This is a genomic window from Sphingomonas sp. LY54 (assembly GCF_035594035.1).
In the GTDB taxonomy this organism is placed as follows: Bacteria; Pseudomonadota; Alphaproteobacteria; order Sphingomonadales; family Sphingomonadaceae; genus Allosphingosinicella.
Genome location: NZ_CP141588.1, coordinates 967889 through 980490 on the forward strand (window position 1 = coordinate 967889; position 12602 = coordinate 980490).

At 66.1% G+C, this 12602-nt stretch carries 14 protein-coding genes; 7 read left to right on the top strand and 7 right to left on the bottom strand.

The genetic code is table 11. The features are described 5' to 3' along the window. Positions 1–124: 124 nt before the first annotated feature. On the bottom strand, positions 125–1126 hold the full coding sequence (locus tag SH591_RS04915; protein ID WP_324750772.1) for an NAD(P)H-quinone oxidoreductase: 1002 nt from the start codon (positions 1124–1126) through the stop codon (positions 125–127). 83 nt (positions 1127–1209) lie between these two features. Here SH591_RS04915 and SH591_RS04920 point away from each other — a divergent pair, with 83 nt between their 5' ends. The 5 genes from SH591_RS04920 (at position 1210) to SH591_RS04940 (ending at position 5652) form a co-directional block, all read left to right on the top strand. Continuing rightward, the gene (locus SH591_RS04920) at positions 1210–1407 is read left to right on the top strand and encodes a DUF1192 domain-containing protein (protein WP_324750773.1); all 198 of its coding nucleotides are present in this window, start codon (positions 1210–1212) and stop codon (positions 1405–1407) included. A 127-nt stretch (positions 1408–1534) separates the two neighbouring features. Then, complete coding sequence (gene clpA / locus SH591_RS04925) at positions 1535–3841, top strand: ATP-dependent Clp protease ATP-binding subunit ClpA (protein WP_324750774.1); 2307 nt, start codon at positions 1535–1537, stop codon at positions 3839–3841. Between the two features lie 126 nt (positions 3842–3967). Beyond that, positions 3968–4606: a glutathione S-transferase family protein gene (locus SH591_RS04930; protein WP_416385209.1), complete on the top strand. Its 639-nt coding sequence runs from the start codon at positions 3968–3970 to the stop codon at positions 4604–4606. Continuing rightward, a complete protein-coding gene (locus SH591_RS04935) occupies positions 4603–5475 on the top strand; it encodes a dienelactone hydrolase family protein (protein ID WP_324750775.1) in 873 nt (290 codons plus the stop codon). Before SH591_RS04930 ends, SH591_RS04935 begins: the two co-directional genes overlap by 4 nt. Before the next feature lie 24 nt (positions 5476–5499). Continuing rightward, positions 5500–5652 carry a hypothetical protein gene (locus SH591_RS04940; RefSeq protein ID WP_324750776.1) on the top strand — a complete coding sequence of 51 codons (153 nt, stop codon included), beginning with the start codon at positions 5500–5502 and terminating at the stop codon, positions 5650–5652. A gap of 60 nt (positions 5653–5712) precedes the next feature. On the opposite strand, the gene SH591_RS04945 is transcribed toward SH591_RS04940, so the two are convergent. Next, positions 5713–6453 carry a Bax inhibitor-1/YccA family protein gene (locus SH591_RS04945; protein ID WP_322831826.1) on the bottom strand — a complete coding sequence of 247 codons (741 nt, stop codon included), beginning with the start codon at positions 6451–6453 and terminating at the stop codon, positions 5713–5715. Between the two features lie 122 nt (positions 6454–6575). Between SH591_RS04945 and thpR the strand changes: the two genes are divergently transcribed. Beyond that, on the top strand, positions 6576–7109 hold the full coding sequence (gene thpR / locus SH591_RS04950) for an RNA 2',3'-cyclic phosphodiesterase (RefSeq protein ID WP_324750777.1): 534 nt from the start codon (positions 6576–6578) through the stop codon (positions 7107–7109). Here the strand turns inward: thpR and SH591_RS04955 are convergent, their stop codons facing one another. Both SH591_RS04955 and SH591_RS04960 read right to left on the bottom strand, forming a co-directional pair. Then, positions 7110–7919: a fructosamine kinase family protein gene (locus SH591_RS04955; protein WP_324750778.1), complete on the bottom strand. Its 810-nt coding sequence runs from the start codon at positions 7917–7919 to the stop codon at positions 7110–7112. Continuing rightward, positions 7916–8380: a low molecular weight protein-tyrosine-phosphatase gene (locus SH591_RS04960; protein WP_324750779.1), complete on the bottom strand. Its 465-nt coding sequence runs from the start codon at positions 8378–8380 to the stop codon at positions 7916–7918. The genes SH591_RS04955 and SH591_RS04960 overlap by 4 nt, the downstream gene beginning before the upstream one ends. 68 nt (positions 8381–8448) lie before the next feature. Here SH591_RS04960 and SH591_RS04965 point away from each other — a divergent pair, with 68 nt between their 5' ends. Then, positions 8449–10053, top strand: a complete 1605-nt coding sequence (locus SH591_RS04965; protein WP_324750780.1) for a spinster family MFS transporter — start codon at positions 8449–8451, stop codon at positions 10051–10053. Positions 10054–10099: 46 nt separating this feature from the next. Here SH591_RS04965 and SH591_RS04970 read toward each other — a convergent pair whose 3' ends face one another. The 3 genes from SH591_RS04970 to SH591_RS04980 all read right to left on the bottom strand — a co-directional run bounded on the left by SH591_RS04970 (position 10100) and on the right by SH591_RS04980 (position 12602). After that, positions 10100–10639, bottom strand: a complete 540-nt coding sequence (locus tag SH591_RS04970) for a superoxide dismutase family protein (RefSeq protein WP_324750781.1) — start codon at positions 10637–10639, stop codon at positions 10100–10102. A gap of 165 nt (positions 10640–10804) precedes the next feature. Next, positions 10805–11908, bottom strand: a complete 1104-nt coding sequence (locus SH591_RS04975; protein ID WP_324750782.1) for an OmpA family protein — start codon at positions 11906–11908, stop codon at positions 10805–10807. 199 nt (positions 11909–12107) lie between these two features. Then, entirely contained in the window at positions 12108–12602 is a 495-nt protein-coding gene (locus tag SH591_RS04980; protein ID WP_324750783.1) for a DUF2793 domain-containing protein, read from the bottom strand.

A 12602-nucleotide genomic window follows, 5' to 3' on the forward strand; every position in this document is an offset into this window, starting at 1 on the left:
CATTCCCCTCGTCCCCGCAAAGAAGCGGGACCCCCGCGTTCGCGGGGGTGACGATAATGGGCAGGGCGGTTCGGGCATTCTCGTCACTCCTGCGAACGCGGGAATCCCGCTTTTGTTCGGCCCGTCACTCCACCTCGAGCACGATCTTGCCGATATGCTCGCTGCTTTCCATGCGGCGGTGCGCGTCGGCGGCCACTTCGAGAGGGAGAACGGTGTCGATGACCGGGCGAATGCGGCCGGATTCGAGGTGGGGCCAGACCTTGTCGCGCAGCGCGTCGGCGATGGCGGCCTTGAATTCGACGGGACGTGCTCGAAGCGTCGAACCGGTCAGCGTCAGGCGCCTGGCCATGATCGCCCAGACTGGGATTTCCGCCTTGGCGCCGCGCTGGACGGCGATCGAGACGTGACGCCCCTCCTCGGCCATGCAGGCGATGTTGCGCGCCACATAATCGCCGCCGATCATGTCGAGCACGACGTCGACGCCGCGGCCGCCGGTGATGCGCTTCACCTCCTCCGCGAAATCGGCCTCGCGATAGTTGACCGCATAGTCGGCGCCGATCTCGAGCGCCCTCGCCGCCTTTGCGTCCGAGCCGACGGTGACGATGACGGTGAGGCCGAACGCTTTGCCGAGCAGGATCGCGGTGGTGCCGATGCCGCTGGTGCCGCCATGGACGAGCGCGGTCTCGCCCGCCTTCGCGCCGCCCCGGTCGAACAGGTTGGACCAGACGGTGAAGAAGGTCTCGGGCAGCGCCGCCGCCTCGACCATCGACAGGCCGGCGGGAACGGGAAGGCATTGCGCGGCCGGCGCGACGCAATATTGCGCGTAGCCGCCGCCGGCGACGAGCGCGCAGACTGGCTGGCCGAGCAGCGCCCGATCGACGCCGTCGCCGAGCGCGACGATCGTGCCCGCGATCTCGAGCCCGGGGATGGCCGGCGCGCCGGGCGGCGGCGGATAGAGGCCCATGCGCTGCATCACGTCTGGCCGGTTGACGCCGGCAGCCGCGACGCGGACCAGCACCTCGCCCGGCCCGGGCTGCGGCACCGGCCGCTCGACGGGCCTCAGCATTTCCGGTCCGCCCGGCTGCTCGGCCTCGATCGCGACCATCATGGCCGGAACGGTGGTCATAAGGTCACGCTCCCCGAAGAATGTTGGGGATATAATCCTGCGCGATGTTGACACAAGCAGCCCGCCGGGTGGAGTCTTCGGCCATGGACCTCGACGAGCTCTTTCCCGACAAGCCCGGCGACCCGCTGACGCTGCTCGCCAGGCAGGATCTCGATCCCTTCTCGGTCGACGAACTCAACGCCCGCATCGCCCTGCTGGAAGCGGAAATCGCACGGACCCGGGCAAAAATTGAAGCCGCGGTTAACCATCGGGCAAGCGCCGAGGCTATATTCAAGAAATGACCAGGCTGAGGAAACCACCCGGTGTTTTCCCTAGTTTGAAAGGCACGTGCTTGATGCTGGGCCGATGCGGCACGACATTAAGGTCAAGACGCCCGTGACGACCAACGCGGGCACATAGGAGTAGACCATGCCGTCATTTGCCCGCGAACTGGAACAGACGCTGCATACGGCCCTCGCCGAAGCCAGCGGTCGCCGGCACGAATATGCGACCCTCGAACATCTGCTGCTCGCGCTGATCGAGGACACGCACGCTTCCAAAGTGATGAAGGCGTGCGGCGTCGACCTGCCCGAGTTGCGCGAAGCCGTCCGCCTCTATCTCGACAGCGAATTGGAAGCGCTCAAGGTCGAGGGCGAGACCGACCCCTCCCCGACCAGCGGCTTCCAACGTGTCGTCCAGCGCGCCATCCTACACGTACAGTCCTCGGGCCGCGACGAAGTGACCGGCGCCAACGTGCTCGTCGCGCTCTTCTCCGAGCGCGAGAGCTATGCCGTCTATTTCCTGCAGCAGCAGGACATGAGTCGCCTCGATGCCGTCAGCTACATCAGCCACGGCGTCGGCAAGGGCGAGACCTCCACCGAGGCGCCCGAGGTGAAGGGTGTGGAGGAGACCAAGTCGGATGACGGCAAGAAGAAATCCGAATCCGCGCTGAAGCAGTTCACCGTCAACCTGAATGAGAAGGCCCTGGACGGCCGCGTCGATCCGCTGATCGGCCGCGGGCCCGAGGTCGACCGCACGGTGCAGATCCTGTGCCGCCGCTCCAAGAACAACCCGCTCTATGTGGGCGATCCCGGCGTCGGCAAGACCGCGATCGCGGAGGGCCTCGCGCGCAAGATCATCGAGGGCGACGTCCCCGAAGTGCTGAAGCCGGCCGTGATCTACTCGCTGGACATGGGCGCCCTGCTCGCCGGCACGCGCTATCGCGGCGACTTCGAGGAGCGGCTGAAGGCGGTCGTGACGGAGCTGGAAAAGCTTCCCGACGCGATCCTGTTCATCGACGAAATCCACACCGTGATCGGCGCCGGCGCGACCAGCGGCGGCGCGATGGACGCGTCGAACCTCCTCAAGCCCGCGCTTTCGGGCGGGACGATCCGCTGCATCGGATCGACCACCTACAAGGAGTTCCGCAACCATTTCGAGAAGGACCGGGCCCTGCTCCGGCGCTTCCAGAAGATCGACGTCAACGAGCCGACCATCGAGGACACGATCAAGATCCTCGCCGGCCTGCGGTCGGCGTTCGAGGAGCATCACAGCGTCAAATATACGAGCGACGCGATCAAATCGGCGGTCGAGCTCAGCGCGCGCTACATCAACGACCGCAAGCTGCCCGACAAGGCGATCGACGTAATCGACGAGGTCGGGGCGATGCAGATGCTGGTGCCGCCCAACAAGCGCAAGAAGACGATCACGACCAAGGAGATCGAGGCGGTCATCTCGACCATCGCCCGGATCCCGCCGAAATCGGTGTCGTCGGACGACAAGAAGGCGCTCGAGCATCTCGACCGCGACCTGAAGCGCGTCGTCTTCGGCCAGGACAAGGCGATCGAGGTGCTTGCCTCGGCGATCAAGCTGAGTCGCGCCGGCCTGCGCGATCCCGACAAGCCGATCGGCAACTACCTCTTCTCCGGCCCCACCGGCGTCGGCAAGACCGAGGTCGCGCGTCAGCTCGCTTCGATCATGGGCATCCCGCTCCAGCGCTTCGACATGTCGGAATATATGGAGCGCCACTCGGTCAGCCGTCTGATCGGCGCGCCGCCGGGCTATGTCGGCTACGACCAGGGCGGCCTTTTGACCGACGCCGTCGATCAGCATCCGCACTCGGTGCTGTTGCTCGACGAGATCGAGAAGGCGCATCCCGACCTGTTCAACATCCTGCTGCAGGTGATGGACAACGGCAAATTGACCGATCACCACGGCAAGACGGTCGATTTCCGCAACGTCATCCTGATCATGACGACCAATGCGGGCGCCAGCGACATGGCGCGCGAGGGCGTCGGCTTCGGCACTCAGACCCGCGAGGGCGAGGACGAGGAAGCGATCAAGCGGATGTTCACGCCGGAATTCCGCAACCGCCTCGATGCGATCGTGCCGTTCGGCTATTTGCCGCCGGAAGTCGTGGCGCGGGTGGTGGACAAGTTCATCCTCCAGCTCGAACTGCAGCTGGCGGACCGCGGCGTCCACATCAGCCTCGACGACGAGTCCAAGAAGTGGCTGACCGATCGCGGCTACGACCGGCTGTACGGCGCGCGCCCGATGGGTCGCCTCGTCCAGGAGAAGGTGAAGCAGCCGCTGGCCGAAGAATTGCTGTTCGGCAAGCTCACCAACGGCGGCGAGGTCAAGGTCCGCATCAAGGACAATACACTCGCCTTCGAGATCATCCCCGCCCCGCCCAAGGCGCGGCGCAAGGGCAAGAAGCAGCCCGAAGAACAGGCCTGATCACAGCCGCGTGAATAGGAAGAGGCCCTCTCCGGAAACGGAGGGGGCCTTTTTCCTGGTTCCCGCGGCGCAGACTCCCACTCGCTTCAAAGCAAGGATAGGATGCCTCCCGGATCAGGGAGAGCCATGATGTCCGAGCTCATCTTCTACACCAACCCGATGTCGCGCGGCCGGATCGTGCGCTGGATGCTCGAGGAACTGGGCGAGCCTTATGAAACCGTCCTGCTCGATTACGGCACGACGATGAAGGCGCCCGACTATCTGGCCGTGAACCCGATGGGCAAGGTGCCGGCGATCCGACACAACGGGACGGTCGTGACCGAGGCGGGCGCGATCTGCGCCTATCTGGCCGACATGTTCCCGGATCGCGGGCTGGCGCCGCCATCGGGCAATCCGGCCCGCGGTCCTTATTATCGCTGGATGTTCTTCGCAGCGGGGCCGGTCGAGGCTGTGGTCACGGGCAAGGCGCTCGGCCTGTTGGCGCCCGAGGACAAGAAGATGATGGCGGGATACGGATCGTTCGACGAGACGATCGACGCGCTCGAGCGCGGCATCAGCCAGCATCCCTATATCTGCGGCGACGAGTTCACCGCCGCCGACGTCTATGTCGGCTCGCAGATCGGCTGGGGGATGATGTTCGGCACGATCGATAGGCGCGCGGCCTTCGCCGACTATGTTGGGCGTATCCAGGCCCGGCCCGCGGCGCTCCGCGCACGCGAAATCGACGACGCATTGATGCCCAAGAAAGAGGAGGAGCCGGCATGAGCGGCGATATCCGCACCCGGGCGATCGCGCTCTATGACCGCTTCACCCACGAGGGCCTCGATCGCCGCACCTTCATGGCCGAGCTGACCCGGATCGCGGGCAGCGCCGCCGCCGCCAACGCCCTGCTGCTCGGCATCGCCGCCAGCCCGGCCGCGGCGGCGATCAAGGCGGACGATCCGCGCCTGCTCATCACGCGCGGCTCGCTGGGGCTAGAAGGGCACGCGCTCGACGGCTATATGGCCGCGCCCAAGGGCAAGAAACGCCTCCCCTCGGTCATCGTCATCCACGAAAATCGCGGGCTCAATGCGCATATCGAGGATGTCGCGCGGCGGCTCGCGCTGGCCGGCTACTTTACGGTGGCGCCCGATTTCCTGACTCCCGCGGGCGGCACGCCGTCCGATCAGGACAAGGCGCGCGAGATGATCGGCAAGCTCGACCTTGGCGCGAGCATGGCATCGGCGGTCGCGCTGGCCGGGCAGCTGAAGGGCGTGAAGACCAGCAACGGCAAGGTCGGCGCGGTCGGTTTCTGCTGGGGCGGCGCCTTCGTCAACCGCTTCGCCGTCGCCGGCGGTGACGCTCTCGACGCCGCGGTCTCCTATTACGGGCCGGCGCCGGACGTCGCCGAGGCGGCAATGGTGAGGATGCCGCTGATGCTGCACCTTGCCGGGCTGGACGAGCGCGTGAACGCCACCGGCCTCCCCTGGGCGGAGGCGCTGAAGAAGGCCGGCAAGACGGTCGAGGCGCACACCTATGCGAACGTCAACCACGCCTTCAACAACGACACGTCCGCCGAGCGTTACGACAAGGCGGCGGCGGACCTGGCGTGGCGGCGGACTCTGCACTTCTTCGGGCGGCATCTAAGTGGATAGGCCGCGGCTAAAGGGGGGATCGGGATGTCACGAAACGCGCAGTTGGGCCTCAGCCTGGTGCTGACCGCCTTCATCCTCGGCATTGCCTTCTACACCGGCAATTCCGGGCTCTACATCCTCGCCGGGCTGGCGGCGGGCAGCGCCATCGCCCTGTGGCAACGCCGGCGGACGGCCTGAACGAAAAAGGCCCGACGTCACCGCCGGGCCTTTCCGTTTCGTGCCTTCTCCGGGAAGCGCTTAGTCGCGCTGGCCCATGAACTGGAGGAGGAAGGTGAACATGTTGACGAAGTCGAGATAGAGCGACAGCGCGCCCATGATCACGGTCTTGCCCATCATGTCGGTGCCCGCCACGTGGGCGTACATGCTCTTGATGCGCTGCGTGTCGTAGGCGGTGAGGCCCGCGAACAGCAGCACGCCGATGAAGCTGATCACCAGTTGCATCGTGCCCGACTGCAGGAAGATGTTGATGATCGAGGCGACCAGCAGGCCGACCACGCCCATGATCAGGAAGGTGCCGAAGGCCGACAGATCCCGCTTGGTCGTGTAGCCGTAGAGGCTAAGGCCGAGGAATGCCGCCGCCGTGGCGAAGAAGGTCTGCGCGATCGACGTGCCGGTGAAGACCAAGAAGATCGACGCCATCGACAGGCCCATCACCGTTGCGAACGCCCAGAAGAGCATCTGCGCGGTGGCGGTCGAGAGGCGGTTGATGCCGAAGCTCAGCACCATCACGAACGCCAGCGGCGAGAACATGATCAGATATTTGAGCAGACCGGGTCCGCCGAGGACCGTCGCCGCATAGCCGCTGTTCGCGAACAGCAGAGCGACGATGCCGGTGAGAAGGACGCCCGACGCCATATAATTGTAGACGGACAGCATGTAGGAGCGAAGGCCGGCGTCGAAGGCGACGCTTTCCCGGCCGACCCCAGCCGTTCCAGGCTGCGGCCTTGCGGTCGCTCGAGGGTCAAATCCGTTAGCCATGTTCACTCGTCTCCTTGATCGGCAATTGCCCCTGCCGTTGCGGCCAATATCGTGTGATACGGGGGCGCTTTCAAGCGAAACCGGACATGCGCCCCGGATGCTTTCAAGTTGGTTGACGCCTTATGCATCGCCTGTTCGTCGCCATTCGACCCCCGCGCCCGATCCGCGAGCAACTGCTCGCGGTCATGGGCGGCGTGCGCAACGCGCGCTGGCAGAGCGATGAACAGCTCCATCTGACGCTGCGTTTCATCGGCGAGGTCGACCGTCACCAGGCCGAGGACATCCATGCCGCGCTGGCCGCGATCCGCCATCCCGGCTTCGAGATCGCGCTGGCAGGCATCGGCCGCTTCGGCCGGCCGGGGCAGCCGGGGAGCCTGTGGGCGGGAGTGTCGCCGCACGAACCGCTCAAAGCCCTCCACCACAAGGTCGACCAGGCCGTCACCCGTGCCGGAGTGCCGCCCGAGCGCCGCGCCTTCGCGCCGCACATCACGCTCGCGCGGCTGAAGCGCGACGCCGGACCGATCGACGGCTTGCTGGCGCATTCCGGCGGCCTCTCTAGCCCGCTTTTTGCAGTGGATGCTTTCGCGCTCTACGAGAGCGAGCTTACGCCGGACGGGGCGATCTACTCGGTGGTCGAGCGCTTCGATCTCGGCTGATCAGGCGCCGAGCCGGCCGAGCAGGCGATCGACCATGCCCGCATAGGACGCCCCGAACAGCCGCAGATGCACGAGCGCGGGGAACAGTTGATAGACGTCGCGCCGTTCCCTCCATCCGGCCTCCAAGGGTCCGTAGGCATCCCAGAATTCGGCGGGGGGCGACCCGAACAGGGTCAGCATCGCAAGGTCGACTTCCGCGTCACCGCCATAGCAGGCCGGATCGATCAGTGCCGCGAGCTTGCCGTCGGCAACGAGGATGTTTCCGGTCCAGAGGTCGCCGTGGAGAAAGGAGGGGGGCGGTGCGGCCGGCAGCAGATCGGGCAGGCGCCGGGCGAGGCGCTCGACCCGTTCGCGCGTCGGCCGGTCGAGGATGCTCGCCGTGGCGACCAGCCTCTGCTCGCCCCAGAAGGCCGGCCAGTCGCTGGTCTGGCGGTTGTCGAGCGCAACGGTGCCCAGCCGATAGTCGACCGGCCAGCCATATTGCCGGCCGACCTTGTCGTGGAGCCGCCGCACGACCCGTCCGATGTCGGTCCAGGCATGGGGGCTGAACACGCCGTCATTCTCGACATGGTGGAGCAGCAGCACGCCGTCATGCTCGCCCTCCACCATCGGCACCGGCACGCCTGCGCCCAGCAGCGCCCGCAGCATCGCCGCCTCGGTCGCGACGGCCGCCCCGCCCTTGGCGACCGTGCAACGGCCATCGGGGCGGCGGAGCAGCAAAACCTCGGACAGATCGCCGCCGGCAAGCCGCTCGAGCCGCTCGGCCGGAACGCCGGTGAGGTCGGCCACCTTGCTGGCGAAGGCCGTCACCGCCCGGCGATCTTCCGCGCAAGGCCCCGCGCGCCTTCTGTGACGTCGCGCCAGGTGACTTCGAAATGCTCGGACTGGCCGTAATAAGGATCGGCCACCGCCTCCCCTTTCCGTCCCTCGACATGATCGAGCAGCAGCGACAATTGCGCCTTGCCGTCGTTCGGCTCGAGGCGCTTCAGATTGGCGAAATTCTCGGCATCGAGCGCGACGATATGATCGAAGCGGAGGAAATCGTCCGGCGCAACCTGACGCGCGCGCAGGTGGGAAATGTCGACGCCGTTCTTGCGGGCGACGGCGATGGCGCGAGAGTCGGGCGAGCGCCCGACATGCCAGTCGCCGGTGCCGGCGCTGTCCACTTCGACATCGAGCCCCAGCCGTTCGGCCTCGGCGCGGAATGCCGCTTCGGCGAGAGGCGAGCGGCAGATGTTGCCGAGACACACGAACAGGACCGAAACCGTCATCGCTGAAACCCTGTTGCCAATGTGCGCCCCTCTGCTAGCCAGAAGCACAGAACAAATCGAGAGGTGCCATGGCGACGCAAAAGGTGGACGCTCCCCCGATCAGAGTCGGCGCCTATGCCTGGTACGCCCTCTTCGTTCTCGTCATCGTCTATGCGCTCAATTTCGTCGATCGGCAGATCCTCTCGATCCTGGCCGAAGACATCAAGAAGGATCTGGGCCTGGAGGATGCCCAGATCGGCTTCCTCTACGGCACCGCCTTCGCCGTCTTCTACGCGCTGTTCGGCATCCCGCTCGGGCGGCTTGCCGACAGCTGGTATCGCGGGCGCCTGATGGCGATGGGCCTGGCGCTCTGGTCCGGCATGACCGCTCTGTCGGGCTTCGCGACGAGCTTCGGCATGCTCGCCGTCGCGCGCATCGGCGTCGGCATCGGAGAGGCGAGCGCTTCGCCCGCCGCTTATTCGATGATCTCGGACAGCTTCCCCAAGGAGAAGCGCGCCACCGCCCTCTCGATCTATTCGAGCGGCCTCTACATCGGCGGCGCGCTCAGCCTGCCGATCGGCGGCTTCGTGCTCAGCCGGTGGAACACCGCCTACCCGAGCGCGGCCGAAGCGCCTCTGGGCCTCGCCGGCTGGCAGGCGGCCTTCCTCGCCGTCGGCATCCCCGGTCTCCTTATCGCTTTATGGGTCCTCTCGCTCAGGGAGCCGCAGCGCGGCGCGTCCGACGGACTACCCCAGCCGGTGGTGCGCCCGCATGCCTGGCGAGACTTCGGGCGCGAGCTGGTGGCGATCCTGCCGCCGCTCACCTTGTTCAACACCGCGCGCCTGCCCGGCGAGTTCAAGATCAACCTGATGGCGCTCGCGGTCGTGGCCGCCGCCGCCGCGGGTCTGATTGCGCTGACCGGCGACGCCCCGCAATGGGGAGCCTACGGGCTCGGCATCTATGCCGTCTTCTCCTGGGTTCAATCGCTCCGCCATCGCGACCGGCCGACCTACCGGTTGCTCTGGGCGACGCCGACGACGCTGATGCTTGCGATCGCGTTCGGCAGCATCTCGTTCGTGAGCTATGCGGTGAGCTTCTGGACGCCGCCCTACGTGATGCGCACCTTCTACCCCGACCCGACCGGGCCGGCCTTCTACATTTCCGGAATGACGGGCGCCGAGGAAGTCGCCACCATCATCGGCTGGGGCGCGGCCGCCAGCGCCGCAGTCGGCGTGATCATGGGCGGCATCATCTCGGACCTGTGGCGCCGCCGCCATCCGGCGGGACGGCTCTACGTCAACGCTTTGGCGGTGATCCTCCCCGCGCCGCTGACCTGGTTCCTGTTCAGCACCGGGGATCTCACCCGTTTCTACGCCGTCTTCCCGTTCGCCCACATGTTCGGCGCGGCATGGGTCGGCGCGGCCGTGGCGACGCTCCAGGATCTGGTTCTGCCGCGGATGCGCGCCACCGCCGGGGCGACATACATCCTCGGCACCACGATGATCGGATTGGCGCTCGGCCCTTATTATGCGGGCAAGATGGCCGACGTGCTGCAGAGCCTCAGCGCGGGGATTTTTGCGCTCTACGTCGTCCCGCCCTTCACCCTGCTCGCGCTGTGGGTCGGATCGCGAACCATCGCCGGCGTGGAGGACGGCAAGATCGAAAGGGCCCGCGCAGCGGGCGAGCCCCTCTGACCGCTTGGTAGAGGAAACGGGCCGCCCCAAGGCGACCCGCGCTCATTCAGCGAAACACGCCGCAGGCGATGCGACCACCGCTGTTGCCCGACGGATCCGTCCGGTAGTCGTCCGCGGTCGCGTGGATGACGATGGAGGCACCATCGCCATCCAGCATGGCCGCTCCGCCGCCGCTCAGTCGCCCACCGGGGATCGTATATTCCAGCGAGCCTTCCCCGTTCGCGCCGATCAGCACGTTGGGCAGGTCGCCGTGATGCATTCCGGCGGGATTGTCCTTGCCGTGCTTCCGGTCCGTCGGGTTCCAGTGCGGACCGGCGCTGGCGAAGTCGGGCGCCGCGCAGACGCCGGTCTGGTGGATGTGCGCGCCATGCGCGCCGCTCGGGAGATTGCGGCCGTCGATCCGGATCCGGATGCTGTCGCCCACCTGGCTCGCCGTCGCGCTCCCCATGACGCGGCCGCTGGGGTCGCGCAGCTCGGCCGAAGCCATTGCGGCATCGGGCCCTGGCCCGACGTCATCCGCATCATATGTCGTCGCGCAGCCAGCCAATGCCAGGGCTGCCGTCGCGCAGAGCGTCCACCGCTTCATCTCGTCCTCCTAAATTGCTCGTCATCTGAACGAGCCGGAGGCGAAACAGTTTCCCCAGGCACCGTCAAGGGCACCGGGGCCGGGCGCAAAAAAAAGAGCCGGTCCCGAAGGACCGGCTCCCTTTTCGCTTGGTGCTTCCCGCCGCCGAAGCGACGGGAGCCCACCTTACTGGCCCGAACCCGGACCGAAGGTGATTTCCACGCGCCGGTTCTGCGGCTCGCGGACACCGTCGGCGGTCTCGACCAGCGGACGGCTCTCGCCGAACGCTTCGGTGGTCATCACGCCATCGGGCACGCCGCGACCGGCCAGATACTGGCGGACGTTGTCGGCACGACGCTGCGAAAGACCAACGTTGTACTGGGCCGAACCCGACTTGTCGGCGTGACCGGCGAGCACGACCTGCGCCTGACCCGTCGACTGGTAAGCCGAGGCAGCGTTGTCGAGGATCGCGGCAGCCTGCGGGGTGATGTCCGACTTGTCCCAATCGAAGAACACGATGAACGGACCCTGCACGACCGGCGGCGGCGGAGGCGGCGGCGGAGGCGGCGGGGGCGGGGGAGGCGGCGGCGGCGGCGGCGGCGGCGGCGGCGGAGCGGCGCCGAAGTTGAAGATGATGCCACCGAGCAGGCTGTGCGAGCGATAGCGCGACGAAGCCTCGTCACCGTTGAACGCCACCATGTCGAGACCCGACACGTTGAAGAAACGGTACTTCAGCTGGGCGTCGATGTTCTCGGTGATCGGGGCGCGAACGCCTGCGATGACCTGCCACGCGAGGCCGGAGTCGCTGTCGTCGAGGAAAGCGCCCTGGTTCGCGAAAACGCGCTGGTTGTCATACTTCACGCGGGCGATACCGATACCACCGCCGATGAAGCCGTTGATGCCATCGTCATCGCCGAAATCGGCCATGCCGTTGACCATGAAGCTCAGCACGTTGGTGTTGCCGGCTGCGGCATCATAGATCACGCTTGCGCGATTATCGCCCGGCAGAACCAGACCCGACGTGGTTACGCCTTCGAGGTCCGCCTTCTTATAGGCCACTTCGGCTTCGATGCGGAACGCACCGAGATCGTAGCCGGTGAAAAGCGCCGCGTCATAACCATAATCATGGTCAAGGCCGATGACGTTATCCACGCCTGCGATGTCAACGTCGATATCCTCGACGATCATCGCACCGAGTTCGCCGCCTACATACCATGCGCCGTCGCGAGCCATTGCCGGAGTCGCGAGCACGGTGGATGAAAGCGCCACAACTATGGCGAGCTTCCGCATAAATCTTTCCCCTTTCTTCTGCGTTCCAACGGGAACGACCTTGAACTCAATACGGTAAGCGGAGTTTCCGTGCAAGCACGCTTAGCCCCGATTATGTTGCAGAAAAGCCTCAGTTTGTATTGAACCCCTGCGGCCCCACTGCGAACAGGCCCTCAAACGACACGCCGCCGTATCGGTTTCACAGCCGCTCGAAAAAAGATCAATCAGTCAGACCGTGTGACATTAATGTCGCAATCAAAGCGTCGATCGCTGCGCGCGCTTCCGTGTCGATTATCGCGCCGCCAGAAGGACTTAGGATAGGCGGCTGCCGTTTTCCTACCACCTGAACACCGCCGATCACGAGTTTCGCGGCCGGGACCTCGCCATCGCTCCAGCCACCGTCTTCATAGTGAAGCCAGAGGCGCGCCGCCTTGTCCCAGACGCATGTGCCCGGTTGCGGCGAGAGGAATCGCCAGCCCCCCTCGGTCCAGCAGGCGATGTGGCCCTCCTGCCCGGTCCACGCGCCGTCTGCCGGAGCCGCAACGACCCAGCTTTGGCCCGGCGTTGGCGCTGTCGGAGGCGTCGCCAATGGACCTTCTTCCACGCAGCCGTGAAGGGCGCAGTCGATCCGGGACAGGGCCTCGTTGTGGTACAGTTCCTTCTGGGCCTGCCCTGGCAGGATGAAAGGAAGCTGGAACCGCGGTGTCGCGTTCAT